This window comes from Rothia nasimurium, assembly GCF_928382285.1.
GTDB lineage: Bacteria > Actinomycetota > Actinomycetes > Actinomycetales > Micrococcaceae > Rothia > Rothia nasimurium_E.
Genome location: NZ_CAKMSS010000006.1, coordinates 134,211 through 154,405, shown reverse-complemented (window position 1 = coordinate 154,405; position 20,195 = coordinate 134,211). Strand labels below are relative to the sequence as shown.

Here is a 20,195-nt window from a genome sequence, read left to right as displayed (position 1 = left end):
GCGTCTTGGGTTGCTTGGTGGAATGCTGGTCGGTTGCATCAGAGTCTTGGTTATCGGACTCCGCAGGAGGTGGTTGATGGTGCTTTAGTGGTCTTATAATTGTCGGAACTAAAGCCAGTACATATCAATCCTTGCTATACCGGGCTAGTTTTAACGGTACAAATGACCCACAGAGAAGAAAAACCCGTTTTTCCTAGTAAGAGCTAGGGAAAACGGGTTTTTTCGTGCCTGAAAATGGGGCCGTGGTGCTTCTGTGATACTCGTTTATCCGGCAGCTGGGCGCCACGGCGGGTGCGGGCATTCTTGCTTGCCTCCCCCGGCGCTGGCCAGAAGGTATATGTGCCGACAGCCGCCAAATGTGGTGGTGTCAGTGCCACATGTGGCGGGCAGTGCCACAGTTACTGTTGAAATGTACCGTGCCCTGCCCGTTTTTAGCGTCAAAAACGGGCAGGGCACGGTACAAACTAGGGGAGGGGTTCGTAGGGGCGAGCGTGATCCTGCAGGACCCCTCCACGAGGAGCTACAAAGCCTAGTGGTGCTTCTTGCCGGGCAGGAAGTGAACCACAGCGGCAATAATGCTGCCCCAGATCAGGCCGATCACCATAGAGCAGAAGGTGTTGATCAGCCAAGCTGCTACTCCGCCCAGGGCGGGCAGGTGGTGGCCGTACTCCTCAAGATGGTGCACGAACTGATAGGGAGCCTCCCACCAGTGCATATCGTAAAGGCCCAGCAGAATAATGTGGCCACCCACCCAGAGCATGGCGAACGTACCCACGACAGAAATAACGTTCATGACCACGGGCATAGCCTTCACCAGGCCCATGCCAAACTTCTGCGCCCCGGCAGATTCACGCTGAGCCATGGCCAGGCCGATGTCGTCCATCTTAACCAGCAGGCCCACGGCACCGTACACCAGAATGGTGATGCCGATACCGACCACAGCCAGGATAACGGCGCGGGACCAGAAGCCCTCAGAGGCGACCTCGTTCAGGGCAATCACCATGATCTCGGCGCTCAGAATGAAGTCGGTGCGCACAGCCCCCGAGATAATCTTCTTCTCGGCGTCCTCACCCTGCACCACCGCGGGGGTTTCTTCCGCGGCGTGCTCCTTCTTCGAGAACATCTCGATGACCTTTTCGGCGCCCTCAAAGCAGAGGTAGGTGCCGCCCAGCATAAGCAGGGGGGTGAGCATCCAGGGCAGGTACTGGCTCAGCAGCAGGGCTGCAGGAAGAATGAAGACCAGCTTGTTGCGCAGGGACCCTACCGCAATTTTCTTGATGATGGGCAGCTCACGCTTGGGTTCGATATTGCGCACGTACTGCGGGGTGACGGCGGCGTCGTCCACCACCACACCGGCTGCCTTCACGCTGGCGCGGCCAGCCGCCGCTGCCACGTCGTCCACGCTTGCAGCTGCCAGCTTGGCAAGAGCCGCTACGTCATCTAAGAGAGCCGCTAAACCACCGGCCATAGAAATCTCCTCGGGAATGAAAGGTTGTCTTGTTCCTAAGAATACTGCCCGGCGGCCCTAGGCAGGCTAAGACCCCGCACACACTTTGGCGGGCGGGGTCTGAGCTATATAGATTAGGACGCCGGTGGTCGGCTAGGCGCTGACCTCAGCGCTGTCGAAGGTTGCGGTGTCGATAACCACGCGGAACTGCACATCACCGTCTACAACACGCTCATAGGCGGCATCAACCTCGTCCACGCCGATTTTCTCAATCACAGCGCCGATGCCGTGCTCGGCGCAGAAGTCCAGCATCTCCTGGGTCTCGGGAATACCGCCGATGTTGTTACCGGTCAGCACCTTGCCGCCGCCGACCAGGCTGAACATGTGAACGTCCAGGGATTCCGGGGGCAGGCCAACAACCGAGAGAATACCGCGGGGCTTAAGCAGACCCAGGTAGGCGTCCAGGCTGATGGGGGCTGAGATGGTGTTGAGAATCAGGTCGAACTCACCGCGGTGTTCGGTGAAGAAACCCTCGTCGGTGGTAGCCAGGGTGCGGGCGGCACCCAGCTTGGCTGCGGCGTCCGCCTTCTTGAGGTTGCGGGAGAGCACGGTGACCTCAGCGCCCATGGCGGCAGCAATCTGCACGCCCATGTGCCCCAGGCCGCCCAGGCCCATCACGGCTACCTTCATGCCGGGCTTAACGCCCCAGCGGGCCAGGGGTGAGTAGGTGGTGATGCCGGCGCAGAGCAGGGGCGCTGCCACGTCGAAGTCCAGGGCGTCGGGAATGCGCAGAACGAAGCGCTCATTGACGGTGACCTTCTGGGCGTAGCCGCCCTGGGTGATGGTGCCGTCTACGTCCTTGGAATTGTAGGTGCCCACAGAGCCGTTCAGGCAGTTATTCTCGAAGCCAGCGGCGCACTGCTCGCACTCGCCGCAGGAGTTGACCAGGCAGCCAACGCCCACGCGGTCGCCCACCTTGAACTTGGTGACGGCAGAGCCGACAGCCTCAACAGTACCCGCGATCTCGTGGCCTACGGCCAGGGGGAAGTGGGCTTGGCCCCACTCATTGTGGATGGTGTGAATGTCGGAGTGGCAGATACCGGCTGCCTCAATCTTGATGACGACATCGTCCTCGCGGGGGTCGCGACGCTCGATTTCGGTGACTTTGAAGGGCTGGTCGGGGCCAAATTTTTGCAGGGCCTTGACGGTGATAGGCACGGGGGTCTCCTTGAGTGAAGTGGTCTTGTCACCTCTCACTTTACGCCTGCCTGCAGGCTGCGCTACCTACTGCCCGTCCGGTTCGCTCTCAGAGTGAGCGGTTATGCCTTCGGTGCGCTCGCGTCGGTCAGAGCGCATGCGCAGCCAGTAGGCTAGGGGGCCAACGATAGGGATAAAAAGGGTGAAGAGCAGCCACTTGAGCTTCTGGATTTCACTCAGGTGGGGCTGGCGGTGCACGGTGAGCACGCAGAAAATGGCCAGGCCCATGGCAAGAAAGAGCAGGGGGTAGAAGAACCAGCCGAAGAGGCTGAGCTGGGTTCCGGTTTCTTCAGCGGCGCGGACGCCCGCAGCAAGTAGGCCTGTAGGGGAAAGGGCGGGGGTGGAAAAGACATCGAGGGGCATAGTGTCCATGGTAGCGGTCAGAGCAGAGAGAAAGGGACCAGATTACTCCCATAGTCCTTGTACACAACGCATACAATTCAGAGTAATCTGGTCCCTTTGTGAGGGCAGACTAGGTGTTCACCGTTCTAGGGCGTGGAGCCTGCGGTGTAAACCTCTAGGCCTTGCGGCGGCGGTTAGCTACCAGGGCAGCGCCACCGGCAAACAGGGCCAGGGCACCAGCACCAGCAACCATGGCTGCGGTGAAACCGGTGTTAGCGAGTGAGCTGCCGGTCGAAGAGGAAGAGCTGCTTGACTCCTGGCGTGAAGAGCCGGCATTGCTGATGTCGCTGCTGTCGGAGCTAGGAGCTACGGTCGGCTCGGTAGTCGGCTCAACAGAGGGGGCGGCAGTGGGCTCTTCGCTGGGAGCTACAGTCGGCTCTTCAGAAGGAGCGGGAGTAGGTTCCTCAGAGGGGGCAGGGGTGGGTTCGGCAACCGCACCGGTGAAGTTCGCAGAGAGGCGGACGGTGGTGCCAGCAACGCCGGTCGCATCAGTCAGAACAACCTCGTGGGTGCCGTTGGTGATGCCCTTACCTGCCAGGTCAAGGGAAACTGCCGCGGTGCCGTCCTCAGCAACAGCAACGGTGCCAACCTCAATGCCACCCACGGTGACCTTCAGCTCGGTCAGGGCGGGTACGCCGTAGCTACGGACGTTCAGGTCAGACAGGGAGAAGGCCAGGGTGCCGTTGACATCGTAGCTCTTAGCCAGGTCGGCAACGCGCACAGCCTGCTTAGCGAAGTTGGGGTCAACGGTGCCAGCGTTCTTGAAGTATTCAACGAAGGCGTCCGAATCTACCAGGGCGGTGTCCTTGGCGTTAGCGCCCTGGGAGAGGGTGCCGAAGTTGTCGCCGCCACCCAGCAGGAAGCTGGGGATAGCGACGGTGTAGGTGTCGGCGTCCTCAACCTTTGTGCCGTTGACGTACACATCGAGCACGTTGGAGCCGCGGCTTGCGTAGCCCTCAGCGTCGGGGGAGCCGGTGTAGGTGTAGGTGACGTTTGAGGAGAAGCCCAGCTGCAGGTAGGGGCGGGTTGCCATCTCGCCTGCCGAGTTCTGCTGCCACTGCTCTTCAAGCACGGTCTTGAGCTGGGCGCCGGTGAGCTCGGTGGTCCAGAGGTTGTTGGCGAAGGGGGTCACATTGATGATGTCCATGACGCGCACATTCTTGTTCACGGCCAGGCCCAGTGAGGTGCGCAGGCCGCCGGGCAGCTCATCGCGCAGGCCGCCGGGGTTGACGATGCCGATATCGGCGGGGGTGCGGCCGGTGGAGTTAGCGGCAGCCAGGTACATATCCGCTACCAGGTGACCCATGGTGGACTCGTAGTTGCGCATGTCAAAGCCACCCTGGGTGTCCTTGGCAGAGTCAAAACCGGTGGTGATGGGAGCACTGACCTGGCCAGCTACCACAGAGCCCTGCTCGGTGGCGTAGGCGTTAGCCTCTGTGACGATAGTGTTTACGTTAGCCAGGACGGGATCAACTGCAATCTGCTCGGCGGTGGGGGCGCTCATGCGCTTGACCAGCTCGGAGGAGTAGGCGGTGACGTTCTTGTCGGCATCCAGGGTCAGCACAACCTTGCCCAGGTTATCGCCGTAGTTGCCGGTCTGAATGACGGGGCGGGTCTTGCCAGTCTGGCCGGGAACCGCACCGTCAATGACGTATTCGGCGTGGGTGTGGCCGGTGAAAATAGCGTCTACAGCGGCGCTGGTCTGGTTGATGATCGCGTCTGACTCGGGGGCTGAGGTATCTACACCCTCGTGGTACTCAGCGATGATGACGTCGGCCTCGCCGTTGCTCGCATCGCCGTCGGAGAGCTGCGCGGCGTACTTGTTCACGGCCTCAATGGGGTCGGTGAACTGCACGGACGCCAGCGCCGACGGGTCGGTCAGTTGCGGGGTCTCGGTGGTAACAGCACCGATGACAGCCACGGTAGTGCCGTTGACCTCGGTGGTGTAGTAGGGCTCCAGGGCGGGGGTGCCGTCAGCCTTAAGGACGTTGGCGCCCAGGTAGGTGAAAGAGGACGCGGGAATGATGCGGTTAACCAGGTCGTCCATACCGGCATCGAACTCGTGGTTACCCACGGCGCTGGCAGAAAGGCCCAGTGCGTTCAGGTAGTCCAGGGTGGGCTGGTCCTTCTGAACACTGGAAACGTAGAGTGAGGCGCCCACGTTATCGCCAGCAGACAGCAGCAGGGAGCCATCGGTGGCAGCTGCGCGCTCGGTCTGGATGGTGTTGGCCAGGCCCATGGCGATGCTGGTGGAAATACGACCGTGGAAGTCGTTAATGTTCAGCAGGGTCAGAGTGGTGGTATCGGCTGCACCTGCACCCGGAACGGGGGCAACAACCAGGGCAACAACGGTCGTACCGCTGGCTGCCAGGCTAGCAAGGCGGCGGGAGAGAGAAGAAGACATGCTTATCTTTCGGTGAGAATGATGATGTGTGTCATTCAACAGAATAGCCCGCTTCGTGCCCTCCCGCCGCTGTTTTAGATGACATTTCAGTGAATTAGAAAACTAGCGGACGAGCTCATGGGCCAGGGCCTGCTCAAGTTCTGGCTCAAAGAAAACGTAACCGCTGGCCAGTAGCTTATCTGCGCTGGCGCGCTGGCTTGCTAGCGCTAATTCCTTAACCCCCTCCTGCCCCAGGGCCAGGGCAGGTACGGCAGCAGGGATAGGTAGCAGGATGGGTCGGCGCAGCACCTTTCCTACTGTCTTGGCCAGGGTCTTTGCCGTTACCGGCGTGGGGGCCACCGCGTTCACCGGCCCTTCTAACTTTTCAGTGAGAACAGCGTGCATGTAGATACCGGCAATATCGTCCAGGCTGATCCAGCTCTGCATCTGCTTACCTGAACCAATCCAACCACCGGTCCCGCTCAAGAAAGCCGGCAGCTGCAGGCGCAACATACCACCCAGGGCAGACTGCACCAGGCCGGTGCGCACGTTAACTACTCGAAGTCCAGCCTCACGAGCAGGTTGGCAGGCAGCCTCCCACGCCTGGCATACCTGCGCCAGGAAGCCGCTCCCGGCGTCCTGATCCTCGGTCAGCACCTCGTTGCCCCGGTCAGGGCCATAAAAACCTACCGCGGAGGCACACACAAAAACGTGCGGGGCGGCGTCCGCACTCCTCTGCCGCACCAGGCTGGCCAGGGTAGTTGCCAGCAGGGTCGTGGACTCAACACGGGAGGTAAGAATCTTCTTCTTATTCTCCTCGGTAAAGCGCTGGTTGATGCTGGCCCCGCCCAGGTGAATCACGGCGTCCGCACCCTCAAAAGCGGCGGTATCAATCTCACCAGCAGACGGATCCCAACGGAACTCGTGCTCGGCCTCGGGTGCGCGGCGCACCAGCGTACGCACCGTATGCCCGCCCCCGGTCAGCAGGGCAACCACCTGGCGCCCCACCATGCCGGACGCCCCAGCCACCACGACCGTCAGGGGGTCACTTTCATAGCGCTGCTGAAAATCAAGATCAGCACCGATACGGCGCTCGCGGGCAGCAAAAACCTTCTCAAGCTGTTTCTGAGCAGCCACCTGAGCCAGTCTCTCGGCGCCAGCCCCCACCTTTTCTACGGGGGTAGGGGCTGTGGGGAGCACCCTAAAAGTAATACTGTCACGCACCACCGTATCGCCCGGGGTGGGCAGGAAATCGTGGGTGTGCTCCCAGGCCGAAAGGGGTCCGCGGGTCAGCTCATCGGTAAAGGAATCGGCGGACGCCCGAGTGTGGCGAACTGCCCACGGCAGGGTCAGCAGGCCCGAGGTCAGCGGCAGGGCCACCCGGGTATGAGCGGTACTTCCCGGCTCCTGGGGACTGCCCTCCTCAACCACCGACCCAGCCCAGTGAGGGGTCGCCCGGGTCAGGGCACCCGGGCGCATAAACCAGGTGCGCACAGTTTCCTCGGCGTAGGGGTAGGCGGCGGTGTAGGTAAAGTCAGCCATGGAAGCCCTCCTGGAATCAAAGGAATTTTAAGCAACCTTACCTTTTGGGAGGGGTAATGCGTAGCAGGCACGCGCGATTGATAGAAAAGAAAGCCGACCTAGAGACCTATTCATTAAGGTGGGTGGAGCAGGCTCACAGCGAAGCTGCTGGCTCGGCGGCTGGCGTGAATCGCCTTGTGAGCGAAGCGAACCAGGCGAGAGGGTCGGCAGCGAGCGTGAGCCTGCGGAACCCCTTAGATAGCCAGAGCGGTTAGTTTCGCCTCCACAGCCTCAATCAGCTCAGCCAGCGTGGTGATGTAATACTTCTCAGCCAGGGTCACCGCATTCTCACCCGGCAGGCCATCCGTAGCGAAAGATCCCAGGCCAAAACCCGCCCCCGTACCAAAGCTGCTGGGTGCGGGTGCCTGGCCGCCCGCGTCCTGACCAAAAGCGCCCACACCAAAGGCGGACGCCGGGGCGCTCGCCGCCTCGCGCGTGAGGGTGTACCCGTAGGCGGTCGAATCGGCATAACTGATATTGAGCACATACTCCACCTGCACGCCGTCCTCGGAGCGCTCCACCGACAGGTCAGCATCGTCAAGAAACTCACCGTCGAGCTCCAGACCACCGTTGTACTCAAGGGCCCACCCAAACTTACGGGCCAGCGCAAAGGCGGTCTCTTTAATCTGGGTGTGCTGCGGATCAACGGCCATTGATACTCCTTGCCGAGGCGGATGTTTCGTATCTACTGTACTCGGAGTCAAAGAAAGGGGATAAAGAGAAGTGGAGACGAGCCCTTCCCAGGGGGCCCGCCTCCACTTCGATGCACTGCCCACACCCCTGCGGGCAGCTATCAGAGACGATAAATTTGAAACACACTCATACTCTGAATCGCAGGTCTGTCAGCCCAAACTCTTCCAGACCTACTACACCAAGTATGACATCTGAACCTCTGCAAAACCTGAGATTCTGTAGGTATAAAAGGGGATAAAAACTAGGCAGGCACATAGGGTTGCCCCCTGATTTGGGTCTGGCAAGGTCAAATAAAAGTACCCCTAAATAGTGCAAATTTTATCTATCTGTAAAAAATTTCTAGACTTTCAGGGCGTGTTGCCCTCTCTGTCACACGCTTGACCGGTGCTAGAGAGGGCATGGTGGTACAGTCGCTCTATTTCACCTCGTCCAGGTCAGCAGACTCGGGTACCTTGACCCGGGTATCCATATTCAGAGTCTCACCCCGGAAGAAGGGCTTGAACTCATCCCGGCCCATCAACAGCGCCATCAGGCCAAAACCAATCACAAACGAAGCTACCGCAGTGACAAAGACACCGCTGGTACCCAGCATCTGGGTATAGCCGTACTCCGGGTCAGCCATATTGACCAGAGAAATCACCAGAATCGCGGTCATCATCACGCCACCGGTTGCTGGAATGATTAAACGGAAGACCACATTGCGGGCGCTGGTGAAAATATCGCCCCGGTAGTACTTGATGCAGGCGAAGGACGTCACTGCGTAGTACAGGGCCACAGCCACGCTGGCGGCCTCAATCGTATCGGCCAGCATGTTCTCGCTGATGTAGGTCATGCCCGCGTAGAAGAGAGCCGAGCAAACACCCATGTAGACGGTAGAAGTCTTGGGGGTCTTGAACTTGGGGTGAACATCGCCGAACTTAGCCGGAATTGACCGGTAAACCGCCATAGCGAAAATACCGCGGGACGAAGGCAGAATCGTGGTCTGGCAGGTCGCCAGGGCAGAAACAGCCACCGCCAGAATAATAACCCAACCCCAGGAGCCCAGGGCGGCGTCCTTAAAGGGGGTGAAGACGTCGTCCGAATTATCGGGGTTAGCCAGGCCAATGCCGCCCGAACCGGCACCCGCATACATCAGGGCTACCACGGTCACGAAAACATAGGTGACCACCAGAATAGAGCTGGAGAGGACGGCCGCGCGGCCGGGAGTGCGGTGAGGGTCCTTGGTCTCTTCGGCAATGGCCAGGCAGGTATCCCAGCCCCAGTAGATGAAGATAGCAATCAGCACGGCCTGAATCATGCCGTCAAAACTCGCTTCAAAGGGGTTGAACCAGCTGGCTTCAAACTCATAGCCGGTCACAGCCCCCGATGCCAGGGAATTAAAGACACCCAGGGCCAGCAAAACAATCGCCACGTATTGAATGCCCACCAGCAGCCACTGGGTCAGTGAACCGGCCTCAATATTGCGGTAGGAAATCCAGGTGGTCAGGGCAATCACCAGAACACCGGTTGCCACAATGACGTGCTTGTTCTGGGCCAGGTCGTCCTGCCCCACCAGCAGCCAGAAGTAGATAGCCGCAATCTGGGTCTGATTCGCCATAGCAATCACACCCGCAACAATCACGCCCCAGCCAGAAATCCAGCCGGTCTTCGGCCCAAAAGCTTTAGCGCCCCAGGTGAAGACCGTGCCCGAATCCGGCACCGCCTCGTTCAGTTCCTTATAGGAGAGCGCCGTCAGGAGCATAGGGATAAAGCCCAAAATCAGGGCTATCGGGGCTTGATAGCCCACGGCTATCACGATGAAGCCGATAGAGGCAGCCAGTGAGTACATGGGGGCGGTTGATGCAACCCCGATGACGGTTGAAGAAGCTAGCCCCAGGCGCCCTGCGGCGAGGCCTTTGTGGCGGAAGTCGTTGGTCATTGTCGCTAAAGATCATCCTCTGCGGTGGAGCAGACCTAAGCAGCCTGCCCCGGTGGCGGTTAAGAACAGCTTTCAGTATAGGGGTTTAAAACCAGGACGCCGCCGCTCACCATCCCTGCTGCGGGGCAGGGTGGCGGGCGACGGCGTCCTTGCGGGTTAACTACTCGGGGGCTTGAGCCTACTTGCCGCGGGCGGCGCGCTTTTCAGCCTGCTCGCGGTCGAAGTTCTCCCAGTATTCGCGCTGGGTGAGCTCGTCGGTGCCGTCCCAGGCGTCCAGGTTCTTAATCTCGGGCAGATCAGATGCCTGGAAGATCGGCTCGAGGCCGGCCTTGCGCTGAGCCTCGTAGTTGCGGAGCACCTTCATGACCTTAGGCATCAGCAGGCAGACCGCGGTCAGGTTGACGATAACCATACCGCCGTTGAGCAGGTCAGCCAGGTTCCACAGCAGATCCAGCGAAGCGATAGCACCGAAGAATACGAACAGAATCACAATGACGCGGAAGATGTTCATGGGCAGGTGCTTCTCGGTGACGAAGCGGATGTTGGACTCGCCGTAGTAGTAGTTACCGATAATCGACGAGAAGGCAAAGAGGGCAATCGCTACGGTCAGGAAGTGAACTGCCCAGGGACCCAGGTGGGTTGAGAGAGCGGTCTGGGTGAGGGTGCCGGAGGCATCGCGGTTGCCGTAGGGGATATCGCCTGCAACGAGCACGATGAAGGCGGTCACGGAGCAGACCAGTATGGTATCGAAGTAGACACCCAGAGCCTGCACGAAGCCCTGCTTGGCGGGATGGGAGACGGACGCGGTGGCACCGGCGTTGGGGGCGGTACCCATACCGGCCTCGTTGGAGAGCAGGCCGCGGCGCATGCCGTGAATGATAATCATGCCGACGCCGGTGCCGGTGACGAATTCCTTCAGGCCGAAAGCACCTGCGAAGATATCTGCCAGGATGCCGGGGACGGCACCCAGGTTCATTGCAACAATGATTAGACCCAGAATTAGGTAGAGAACTGCCATGAAGGGAACCAGCACCTCGGTGACCGAGGAAATGGTGCGGATGCCGCCGAAGATAATAAAGCCTGCAATGACCGCGATGATAATACCGAGGGTGACGCGGAAGCCCATGCCGTTGGTGCCGGTGACGTCAATGCCGAACGAGCCTGCGGCCGCACCAACGATAGCGTTGGTCTGCACGGCGACGAAGACGAAGGCGTAGGTGATGACGATGAAGGCAACGAAGATGAGGCCTAGCCAGCGGGCGTTGAGGCCGCGCTGCATATAGTAGGCGGGGCCACCGATGTAGGAATCCTCGCCCTTGCGCTTGTAGAGCTGGCCCAGCAGGGACTCTGCGAAGGCAGAGGCAGCGCCGATGGAGGCGATGACCCACATCCAGAAGACGGCGCCGGGGCCGCCCAGGATAATAGCCATGGCAACGCCGACGATATTACCCACACCCACGCGGGAGGCTGCCGAAACTGTAAAGGCGCGGAAGGCTGAGATGCTCTTCTTGCCGTTGTACTCGGTGCCGGCGGGGTCCTTGAGGGTGCGGAACATTTCGCCGATGAGGCGGAACTGCACACCACGTGTGGCAATCGTGATGCCCAGGCCTGCTGCTACCAGGACAAAAAGAAGAAAGTAGGCCCAGAGTGCATCTGAGATGCCGGTGATAACCTCGGTTGCTCCAGCGGTGGATTCGTTGATCCAGTTCACTGCATTGAGCAGAGTATCCATGTGTACTCCAAATCGGTAAGAGGCCGGGCCGGCCCGGGGTATAGGTGGGCGCGGTGGCACGTGGTGGGGCGCCTTAGCTGCTGCATGGTGGGCAGCAAGGGCGGAGAATCACCGGCGCTAGGGCGGTGAACACTAGGGGTAATTCTCACAGCTCGCTTGCGATTGTGCAAAACAGGTACGGTGTGATGTTGCCGTTTCGCTCTTATGAATTCACCCTAGAAGGGGACCGCAAAACCTAAAAGGGACCACGTGATATGCGGTCCCTTTTAGGTTTTGCGGTCCCCTTGCAGGTGTGCTGGGGCGGACGGACGCTAGGCGCCGGGGCGGGGCGCGTCCGTATTGTCGGTGAAGACGTCGGGGATGCCGTCCTGGTTCTCGTCCACGCTTTCCTTCAGCGCAATTTCCTTGTAGTGCTTGTTGCGAATCGACAGGATGGCGGCACCCAGAAGTGCGGCAATGAGGGAGCCGATCATGATGCCGACCTTGGCGTCCTCGGTGTGCAGGGAGCCTGCCTCGAAGGAGAGTTCGGCAACCAGCATGGAGACGGTGAAGCCGATACCGCCGGTGACTGCCAGGCCAATGACATCGATCCACTTAATATCGGGGTCGAGATTAACCCCGCGGAAGCGGGTAATGAGCCAGGTGGTGCCGGTAATGCCAACGGTTTTACCCAGCACCAGGCCGACCATAATACCGATAGCAACGGAATCTGCCAGGGCGGTCTTAAGGCCGTCCCAGCCGCCAACGGCTACACCGGCGGAGAAGAAGGCGAAGACGGGGACGCAGAAGCCGGTGGAGAGCGGACGCAGGCGGTGCTCCAGGGTCTCGGCCAGGGAGGCGTGGGCGTCGGCCTGCTTAGCCTGGGCGGTCATGCGGACGGGGACGCAGAAGCCCAGAATGACGCCCGCGATGGTGGCATGAATACCGGACTCCAGGAAGAGGGCCCAGGTGATAAGCCCCAGGGGGAGCAGGATAACCCAGGCCGCCCACTTGTGATTGTGGAACAGCTTTTCGTGCTTGTGGGTCAGCCAGAAATATAGCCCGATAGGAATGATAGAGATAATCAGGTACCAGGCGTGGAAGTTACTGGTGTAGAAGAGGGCGATAATGACGATGGCAATCAGGTCATCGACCACAGCCAAGGTCAGTAGGAAGGTGCGCAGGGCCGCGGGCAGGAAGGTGCCCACACCAGCCAGGACGGCCACCGCGAAAGCGATATCGGTAGCGGCGGGAATAGCCCAGCCGTGCACAGCGGTCTCATTGCCGTGGTTGATGGCGAAATAGATAATAGCCGGGGTCATGGCACCGCCGAAGGCGGCCGCGATGGGGACGACGGCTTTACCCGGGTCACGTAGGTCGCCCACCACGAACTCTTTTTTGAGTTCTAGGCCGGTGAGGAAGAAGAAGACCGTGAGCAGGCCGTCAGCGGCCCACAGGTGCACGTTCATCATCAGGTGGCTGAAGCCGGGAATGTTCAAGCCCAGCTCGGTATCGCGCACACTCTCGTAGAAATGTGCGGCTTGGGAGTTAGCCAGAATAACGGCGAGCACGGTGGCGGCGAGCAGAATAAAACCACCCACCGATTCCTTGCGCATAATCTCTGAGACGCGGCTGGTCTCGGCGTACGATCCGCGGGAAAAGAGCGGGTCCTTGTGAGGCGCTTCAGTCATGCCTCTCCTTAGGTCAGGTGTGTCTTCGCTTGCTTCAGGTTCCATTATGCTCCTTTAGCCCAGCTAATGCCGGAATCTGAGATGCAGAACTGCACACCGGCGTCCGCCCCGTTTGAAAAGCCTCCGCGCATCTGACCCGCACACAAGGGGACCGCATAACCTAAAAGGGACCGCAGATTATGCGGTCCCTTTGAGGAAATAAGGTCCCCTTGAGGTAGCGGGTGGACGGATGCTAGGCGCCGGGGCGGGGTGCGTCCGTGTTGTCGGTGAAGACGTCGGGGATGCCGTCCTGGTTTTCGTCCACAGTCTCCTTGAGCGCAACCTGCTTGTAGTGCTTGTTGCGAATCGACAGGATGATGGCACCGAGCAGGGCGGCGGTGACCGAGGCAGTCAGAATCGCGACCTTAGCGGCGTCGTTGTAGTCTGAGCCCAGGCCGAAGGACAGCTCGGCAATCAGCAGGGAGACGGTGAAGCCGATGCCGGCCAGGGTGGCCACGCCGATGACGTCAATCCAGGCGATATCGGGATCGAGGTTGGCGCGGCGCAGGCGGGTAATGAGCCAGGTAGAGACCGTAATGCCAATCATCTTGCCGAAGATCAGGGCCAGAATGATGCCGTAGGCGATGGGTTCGGTTACTGCGTCCAGGAAGCCCTGGAAGCCGCCGATGGCCACACCGGCTGAGAAGAAGGCGAAGACAGGCACGCAGAAACCGGCGGAGAAGGGGCGCACACGGTGCTCCATGACCTCTGCCAGGCCGTGATGGGCGTCCGCTGCTTCGGTGCGCTTGTTCTTGCGCACGGGAATCATGAAGGCCAGAATGACGCCCGCGATGGTGGCGTGAATACCGGAGTTGAGGAAGAGTACCCAAACCACAAAACCGATGGGCAGCAGGATGAACCAGGACGCGGCGGGGGAGAGGTGGAAGAGCTTCTCGCCCTTGCGCGCGATGAGGGCGTAGAGGGCAATCGGAATGATAGAGAGCGCCAGGTAGCCAATCTGTAGGTCAGAGGTGTAGAAGAGGGCGATGATGGTGATGGCGATGAGGTCATCGACCACGGCCAGGGTGAGCAGGAAGGTGCGCAGAGCAGAGGGCAGGTGGGAGCCAATGACGGCGAGGACGGCCACGGCAAAGGCGATGTCGGTTGCCGCGGGAATAGCCCAGCCCCCGAGGGCCTCAGAGCTGCTATTGAGGTTGACCAGTACGTAGATGATGGCGGGCAGGGCAACGCCGCCTGCCGCTGCCACGATGGGTACCAGGGCCTTGCCGGGGTTGCGCAGGTCGCCCTCGACGAATTCTTTTTTGAGTTCTAGACCGACCAGGAAGAAGAAGACTGCTAGCAGACCGTCGGCTGCCCAGTGGCCGATGGAGAGTTTAAGGTGCAGGCCCCAGAAGTCTGCGCCCAGGTAGGTGTCGCGCAGGCCGAAGTAGTGCTCGGCGGCGGCTGAGTTAGCAAAAACGAGGGCGAGGACGGTGGCAACTAACAGGATGATGCCGCCGGTGGATTCCTTGGAGAGAATCTCTGAAATGCGCTGGGATTCCTTGTAGGATCCGCGCGATAGGACGGTGTTTTCTGATGACATAAACGCTCTTTGAGGTCGATGAGTAACGATAAACCGCCTACTCGCCACACGCTTCTGAAGGGGGAGCGGCGGTGAGTTGGGCGGGCCGACCAGTCTTCCCGGCACACCTTAGTAATCCAGCTTATCAAATGGATGGAGCGGTGAGGAACTAAATGACGTGAATAGGTTTTGGGAGCGAGCCATGCTAACAAACAGGGCCGGTGTAGGGTGTTCCACCAACTCTCAGGTGTAAAATTAGCGCTAAATAATCTATATTTTTCGTAAATCGCCTCAACACGGCTGCACCAGAAGCAGAAACCCTTTCGAAAGAAACTTAGACTGGGTATAGACAACCCCCACTTTTACCTACAAGTGTAGACCAGAGGAACCATGAGCGAAGAAACCCCCGCAGTCGCTAGCGACACCACTCGCTGGCTGAATGAAGAAGAGCGCGAAGGCTGGCTCTTTATCTCCTCCATTATGTTTAACCTGCCCGGTCAGCTTGAAAGCCAACTGCAGAAGGATTCGGGTCTCAGCTTTGTTGAGTACATGGTTCTTGCTATGCTCTCAGAATCTCCCCAGCACAAGCTCACCATGACCGATCTGGCTCGGCAGACCAACACCCTGCTGCCTCGACTGTCACGGGTGGTAACCCGCCTGGAGAAAGACAACCTTGTTGAGCGCAGCATCTGGGAGAAAGACCGCCGTGTCTCTATCTGCCACCTGCTGCCCGGTGGTCTGGCTAAGGTTCAGGAGGCTGCCCCCGGCCACGTCGAAGCTGTGCGGCGTATCATTTTTGACCAGCTTAACGCCCGCCAAGTGAAGTCCTTAGCTAAAATCGGTGAATCAGTACTGGGGGATAAGCCCAGCACGGTCATTAACGTCTCGAATGTAGCCTCTCTCGACTAAGTGAGTTATCTATGTTCTTTTCAACGTTTCCCACTCGTCTTGTAACTTCGGTTGCTGTTTCTGCCCTGGCTCTTGCAACCTTCTCTGGCTGCGGTGGTTCAGGTGCGCAGACAGCGGCAGAGCACAATAGCTCTGCCAGCGGTAACACTTCACCGTCCATCGCTCCTGAAGAAGCGGCGCTGAAGACCGCAACGACCCTAGCTGCTTCGTATGATTACGCTGAGGCGCTTGCTGCATTAGAGGGTTTCTCGGGTGAGAGCATTGACCGTGCCCGCTCTGAAATTAGCGCCGCTCGTGATGCCGCTGTCCTGTGGGAAGATAACTCAAAAATTGCGCATGTTTTTGTGCATTCGCTGATTGTCGATACGTCTTTGGCGTATGACGGAGACTATGAGTCGACAGGCTATGACGACTATATGGTGAGCATCGAAGAGTTCGAGGCTATTCTGGAGCAGCTGTATGCCAACGACTACGTGCTGATTAACCCCGAATACATCTCTCAGTCTGTCAACGGCGAGATGACCTACCAGGATATCTACCTACCTGCCGGTAAAAAGCCCCTGGTTCTCTCCCAGGACGACCCTAACTACTACGAATATATGGAGGGCGATGGCTTTGCCGCTAACCTCACCCTGAATGAGGAGGGACAGGTCAAGGCTACCTACGTTCACCCGGACGGGCGTGAGGAGGTTGGCGACTTTGATATGGTTCCTATCGTTGACCGGTTTGTAGAGGAACACCCCGATTTCTCATACCGGGGTTCTAAGGGAGTTCTGGCAGTAACCGGGTATAACGGAGTCTTTGGTTACCGCACTTCAGAGATCGCCTACCCAGATTCCACCACCAGGGAAGCCGATATTCAGAAGGCTACCGATGTTTCGGAAGCTCTCAAGGCAGATGGGTGGCGTATCGCCTCCCACTCATGGGGGCACCCGGGCTACGGCGATATTGACCCTGCAGCTCTAGCTGAGGACGCCCGCAAGTGGGATACAGAGGTTCGCCCGATTGTAGGGGACACGAACCTGCTGATTTACCCCTTCGGGTCAGATATCGCGGGGGTAGAACAGTACGCAGGGCCCAAGTGGGAGACTCTTTCAGGTTACGGATTTGATACCTACTTTAACGTTGATGCCTCGACCGTAGGGTGGGCTCAGCTTTACCCCGAATATCACCGCCAGGCCCGTATCAACCTTGACGGTATTCGCTTCAAGTACGCTTTGGACGGCAAGGAAGATATTTTGAATGAGATTCTGTCTGTTGAGGAAGTGGTGGACTACAACCGTCCTAGCCTGCAGGATTAGTGTGAGAGGTTCTATGCACAGCACTTATCCACAGATATAAGTCTGGATTATCTAGTAAAAGATGCCCCGGTCAGCCTGTTTAGGCGACCGGGGCATCTTTTATCCCCACCTGTGGATAACTCTGTGAACAATATCCACTTAAAACGTGGAAAACTCTGCTCCCTGTGGGTAAAAGTGCGGTATCCACAGAGTTAAAGTGCCTCAAAACCCTGTTTTCCACAGCACTTATCCACACCCGTGGATAAGTGACACCGATGTGATTTTCGAACAACACCGGTGTATTTTCGAACTTTGTACCCGCCAACCACCCCGTTTTGCCCCCTTGTCCCTCGAACATCTTCGAAACTCCCACTCGTGTAATTCGAATATCCCCAGTTTTATCCCCACCTGTGGATAACTTTCCTGGCTCTTAAGTGGAAAACTGTGGAGAACCTGCCTCGGGCGTCCGTCCGCCCAGATCCGGGTCATTTTGCCCACGGCTAAACAAGGGGACTTATCAAGTAACCTCCCGTGACCCCGCGCGCCCCAGTGTGTAGAGTTAAACCCAGAAAGACCCAAAGAAGGGCCTTCGACGAAAGGAATGACCATGTCAGAAAAGTACGTTCTCCCCGAACTCGACTACGACTACGCAGCCCTCGAGCCCCACATCTCAGCCCGCATCATGGAGCTGCACCACTCCAAGCACCACGCCACCTACGTTGGCGGCGCTAACACCGCCCTGGAGAAGATGGAAGAAGCCCGCGAAAAGGGCGACTTCGCTAACATCGGCAAGCTCTCCAAGGACCTAGCCTTCAACCTGGGCGGCCACACCAACCACTCCATCTTCTGGAAGAACCTCTCCCCCGAGGGCGGCGACAAGCCCGTCGGTGAGCTGGCAGCAGCTATTGACAACGACTTCGGCTCCTTCGACGGCTTCCGCGCCCACTTCGAAAACGTAGCCCTCACCATCCAGGGTTCCGGCTGGGCCATCCTGGCCTGGGACACCGTCGGTAAGCGCCTCGTCATCGAGCAGCTCTACGATCAGCAGGGCAACATCTCCGTTGCGCTGATTCCCGTCCTGCAGCTGGACATGTGGGAGCACGCCTTCTACCTGGACTACCAGAACGTCAAGGGCGACTACGTCAAGGCCTTCTGGAACATCGTCAACTGGGAAGACGTCGCAGCCCGCTTCGACCGCGCCGTCTCCCAGACCAAGGGCCTCATCATTCCTGAGGCCTAAACCCCTCGCACCCCGTGTGCGGGTAAAAAGCCGGGTGCCGGCGTCCGCTCCAATGAGAGAAGGACGCCGGCACCCGGCTTTTAAGGGCCGCACCGGCCCCGTAATACTGGCAGCTCAAGCGCTGGGGCACCTAGTATGGTGAGCAACACAAAGGAGTAGACCCATGCGCCCTGCCCGAATTTTCACGCCTGCCGTCCTGACCGCTGGCATGCTCATCCTTACCGGCTGCGGCCTCTTCGGCAGTAACGCCGAACCGGTCAGCACCGCCACCCCCAGCGCTACAGACAGCACCTCCGTAGCTCGTGTTGTACGCGTCATCGACGCCGACACCCTCAGCCTGGAAAGGGACGGCACTACTATCACCGTTAACCTGCTGAATATGGTTACCCCGCAGGCCATGCACGATAATGAGGATATGCGCTGCCTGGCTACAGAGGCCACCGAGTACCTGACCAAGCTGCTACCTATCGGCTCACCCGTCACCCTTACGTACGATGAGGCCCTAGGGGCGGGGGAAACCAGCCAGCCAGAGCCCTCCGCCAGCCCCACCGTTAAGGTTGCGGCGGGAGTCACCCTGCCCGATGGGCGACTACTTAACGCTGAGATGGCCAGAGCGGGCTTCGGCGTAGCCGTTACCGAGGGTAGCTCCACCCTCTATGAAACTATCAGCGCAGCCCAAGATGAGGCTGATCAGCAACAGGCAGGTATCTACAGTCGAAGCGTTGATTGCGCGCTCCCGGCCCAGCTAAATTCTGCTCTCACAAGTGTAAATAACACCCAGGGAATAGGTCTTAAAGAGCCCCTAGAAGCCGCAGATTCTCTCACTCGCCGCCTTGAAGAGTACGAAACTGCCAGCGACCTGCCCCTGCTCTCAGGTGTTGCCCAAACCCAATCCGTCAAAACCCTGCGTGATACCCTCCTGCGGGCTCGCGACAGCAAACGCATCGTCTACAACCTAGCCGAAGAAGCCGAACGAGAAAGACTAGAAGACGAAAAAGCAGAAAAGGACGCCAAGGGCGAGCCCCCGGCCGAAGCTAGCCAGCCGCCAGCTTCCGACAAGCCTGCTGCGCCAGAAGAGACCCCGGCGTCAGAGCAGCCGCCAGCTCCCGAACCCACCTCAGCCAACCCGGACAACACCCACCCGGGCGATACACCCCACCCCGAAGACCCGGAAAGCTCCACTTCAGCCCCCTAAATTCACCCACCAAACCAAACACAAGGACGCCGCCCCTCACCCTCCTGCCTACAGGCACGGAGGTGAGGGACGGCGTCCGCTACGTTCAAGCATTGTCTAGGAACCCGGGCGTACCGGAGTAGCCTCGGCCTCAGCCTTCTTCTGCTGATTCACGCTAGTACCGTTTTCAGGGTAGAAATCATCGCCCAGGAGCGAGCGAAGTTCATTCAGCTGTGTGTTTACAGCATCTAGGGTCACAATTGACCCCACCCACTGAGCAGGGGCTTTAGTCTGGTCTTCTAAATCCTTGTAGAGGGCAGAGGCATTTTGGTAGATGGTCTGGCGTTCAGCTTCACGTTGCCTCTGTTCTACCGGTGCTTCGGCTGACGTGTCTACTTCCCAGCTTTTAGCATCTTCTACAGCTGTTTTTTGTGCTTGAATTTGTGCGGGAATCGTGCACTCAATGTCTTTGGAGTATAGGCCGATACCTTCGTTGGCGGCATCCTGCTGGGCCTGAGAGATCTCGCCGTAGAATTCATCTGTGGCGGCAGTAAAAGTAGTCGCTACCATGCCGGCACGCGCCATATCACGGTTGATAAAAGCATCACCCGCATACACCGCAGCCTCAACATAGCCGGTTGCACCGCGCTGGGACTCATCAAAATTCAGAGTCACCTGGCTACCCTCGGGTAGCTTCTCCGAAAGAAGAGCTTTGGACTCATCAACAAGGCAGGTGCTTGATAAAGCAACGCCATTGCTGGAAGGAGCTGCGGTGTTGATTAACCGAATTTCCTTCTCAACTCCATCGATATTGGCGGTAAATGTGTTAGCGGACTCCACGGAAACTACAGTGGCGGTCATGCCATCGGTGTATGTAATGGTGGGGTTCGCTTCAGGGGTTGCTTCTGTGGATGAGCCGCATGCAGATAAAGCGAGCACAGTGACTGC

General features: G+C 58.8%; 15 protein-coding genes. 4 read left to right on the top strand and 11 right to left on the bottom strand.

Annotated elements, in window-relative coordinates; translation table 11 throughout:
- Positions 1-529: 529 nt before the first annotated feature.
- From L6758_RS08200 to nhaA (L6758_RS08155), 10 genes are all read right to left on the bottom strand, one after another.
- A complete protein-coding gene (locus L6758_RS08200; RefSeq protein WP_237205362.1) occupies positions 530-1,468 on the bottom strand; it encodes a DUF808 domain-containing protein in 939 nt (312 codons plus the stop codon).
- A 132-nt stretch (positions 1,469-1,600) separates the two neighbouring features.
- Entirely contained in the window at positions 1,601-2,665 is a 1,065-nt protein-coding gene (locus tag L6758_RS08195; protein ID WP_237205363.1) for an NAD(P)-dependent alcohol dehydrogenase, read from the bottom strand.
- Between the two features lie 66 nt (positions 2,666-2,731).
- A complete protein-coding gene (locus L6758_RS08190; RefSeq protein ID WP_237218642.1) occupies positions 2,732-3,067 on the bottom strand; it encodes a PLD nuclease N-terminal domain-containing protein in 336 nt (111 codons plus the stop codon).
- 154 nt (positions 3,068-3,221) lie between these two features.
- Entirely contained in the window at positions 3,222-5,510 is a 2,289-nt protein-coding gene (locus tag L6758_RS08185; RefSeq protein ID WP_237205365.1) for a 5'-nucleotidase C-terminal domain-containing protein, read from the bottom strand.
- Between the two features lie 102 nt (positions 5,511-5,612).
- Positions 5,613-7,031, bottom strand: a complete 1,419-nt coding sequence (locus tag L6758_RS08180; protein ID WP_237205366.1) for a TIGR01777 family oxidoreductase — start codon at positions 7,029-7,031, stop codon at positions 5,613-5,615.
- A 233-nt stretch (positions 7,032-7,264) separates the two neighbouring features.
- Positions 7,265-7,723 carry a hypothetical protein gene (locus tag L6758_RS08175; RefSeq protein WP_237205367.1) on the bottom strand — a complete coding sequence of 153 codons (459 nt, stop codon included), beginning with the start codon at positions 7,721-7,723 and terminating at the stop codon, positions 7,265-7,267.
- 455 nt (positions 7,724-8,178) lie between these two features.
- A complete protein-coding gene (locus L6758_RS08170) occupies positions 8,179-9,681 on the bottom strand; it encodes an APC family permease (protein ID WP_237205368.1) in 1,503 nt (500 codons plus the stop codon).
- Positions 9,682-9,859: 178 nt separating this feature from the next.
- Entirely contained in the window at positions 9,860-11,413 is a 1,554-nt protein-coding gene (locus L6758_RS08165; protein ID WP_237205369.1) for an alanine/glycine:cation symporter family protein, read from the bottom strand.
- A gap of 311 nt (positions 11,414-11,724) precedes the next feature.
- Positions 11,725-13,083 carry a Na+/H+ antiporter NhaA gene (gene nhaA / locus L6758_RS08160; protein WP_237205370.1) on the bottom strand — a complete coding sequence of 453 codons (1,359 nt, stop codon included), beginning with the start codon at positions 13,081-13,083 and terminating at the stop codon, positions 11,725-11,727.
- A gap of 232 nt (positions 13,084-13,315) precedes the next feature.
- A complete protein-coding gene (gene nhaA / locus L6758_RS08155; protein WP_237205371.1) occupies positions 13,316-14,665 on the bottom strand; it encodes a Na+/H+ antiporter NhaA in 1,350 nt (449 codons plus the stop codon).
- 369 nt (positions 14,666-15,034) lie between these two features.
- Between nhaA (L6758_RS08155) and L6758_RS08150 the strand changes: the two genes are divergently transcribed.
- The 4 genes from L6758_RS08150 (at position 15,035) to L6758_RS08135 (ending at position 19,268) form a co-directional block, all read left to right on the top strand.
- On the top strand, positions 15,035-15,553 hold the full coding sequence (locus tag L6758_RS08150) for a MarR family winged helix-turn-helix transcriptional regulator (RefSeq protein WP_237196564.1): 519 nt from the start codon (positions 15,035-15,037) through the stop codon (positions 15,551-15,553).
- A gap of 11 nt (positions 15,554-15,564) precedes the next feature.
- Entirely contained in the window at positions 15,565-16,854 is a 1,290-nt protein-coding gene (locus L6758_RS08145) for a polysaccharide deacetylase (RefSeq protein ID WP_237205372.1), read from the top strand.
- A 586-nt stretch (positions 16,855-17,440) separates the two neighbouring features.
- Positions 17,441-18,073 carry a superoxide dismutase gene (locus L6758_RS08140; RefSeq protein ID WP_135012588.1) on the top strand — a complete coding sequence of 211 codons (633 nt, stop codon included), beginning with the start codon at positions 17,441-17,443 and terminating at the stop codon, positions 18,071-18,073.
- A gap of 163 nt (positions 18,074-18,236) precedes the next feature.
- Positions 18,237-19,268 (top strand): thermonuclease family protein, encoded by a 1,032-nt coding sequence (locus L6758_RS08135; RefSeq protein ID WP_237205373.1) that lies wholly within the window; start codon positions 18,237-18,239, stop codon positions 19,266-19,268.
- 96 nt (positions 19,269-19,364) lie between these two features.
- Here L6758_RS08135 and L6758_RS08130 read toward each other — a convergent pair whose 3' ends face one another.
- Complete coding sequence (locus tag L6758_RS08130; protein ID WP_237212054.1) at positions 19,365-20,186, bottom strand: thermonuclease family protein; 822 nt, start codon at positions 20,184-20,186, stop codon at positions 19,365-19,367.
- Between the last annotated feature and the right edge of the window lie 9 nt (positions 20,187-20,195).

Excerpts from the sequence above, each read along its gene's own strand:
- L6758_RS08175 (WP_237205367.1), bottom strand. The coding sequence starts at position 7,723 with ATGGCCGTTGATCCGCAGCACACCCAGATTAAAGAGACCGCCTTTGCG.
- L6758_RS08180 (WP_237205366.1), bottom strand. The coding sequence starts at position 7,031 with ATGGCTGACTTTACCTACACCGCCGCCTACCCCTACGCCGAGGAAACT.
- L6758_RS08150 (WP_237196564.1), top strand. The coding sequence starts at position 15,035 with ATGAGCGAAGAAACCCCCGCAGTCGCTAGCGACACCACTCGCTGGCTG.
- L6758_RS08190 (WP_237218642.1), bottom strand. The coding sequence starts at position 3,067 with ATGCCCCTCGATGTCTTTTCCACCCCCGCCCTTTCCCCTACAGGCCTA.
- L6758_RS08200 (WP_237205362.1), bottom strand. The coding sequence starts at position 1,468 with ATGGCCGGTGGTTTAGCGGCTCTCTTAGATGACGTAGCGGCTCTTGCC.
- L6758_RS08145 (WP_237205372.1), top strand. The coding sequence starts at position 15,565 with ATGTTCTTTTCAACGTTTCCCACTCGTCTTGTAACTTCGGTTGCTGTT.
- nhaA (WP_237205371.1), bottom strand. The coding sequence starts at position 14,665 with ATGTCATCAGAAAACACCGTCCTATCGCGCGGATCCTACAAGGAATCC.
- L6758_RS08185 (WP_237205365.1), bottom strand. The coding sequence starts at position 5,510 with ATGTCTTCTTCTCTCTCCCGCCGCCTTGCTAGCCTGGCAGCCAGCGGT.
- L6758_RS08165 (WP_237205369.1), bottom strand. The coding sequence starts at position 11,413 with ATGGATACTCTGCTCAATGCAGTGAACTGGATCAACGAATCCACCGCT.
- nhaA (WP_237205370.1), bottom strand. The coding sequence starts at position 13,083 with ATGACTGAAGCGCCTCACAAGGACCCGCTCTTTTCCCGCGGATCGTAC.
- L6758_RS08135 (WP_237205373.1), top strand. The coding sequence starts at position 18,237 with ATGCGCCCTGCCCGAATTTTCACGCCTGCCGTCCTGACCGCTGGCATG.
- L6758_RS08170 (WP_237205368.1), bottom strand. The coding sequence starts at position 9,681 with ATGACCAACGACTTCCGCCACAAAGGCCTCGCCGCAGGGCGCCTGGGG.
- L6758_RS08140 (WP_135012588.1), top strand. The coding sequence starts at position 17,441 with ATGTCAGAAAAGTACGTTCTCCCCGAACTCGACTACGACTACGCAGCC.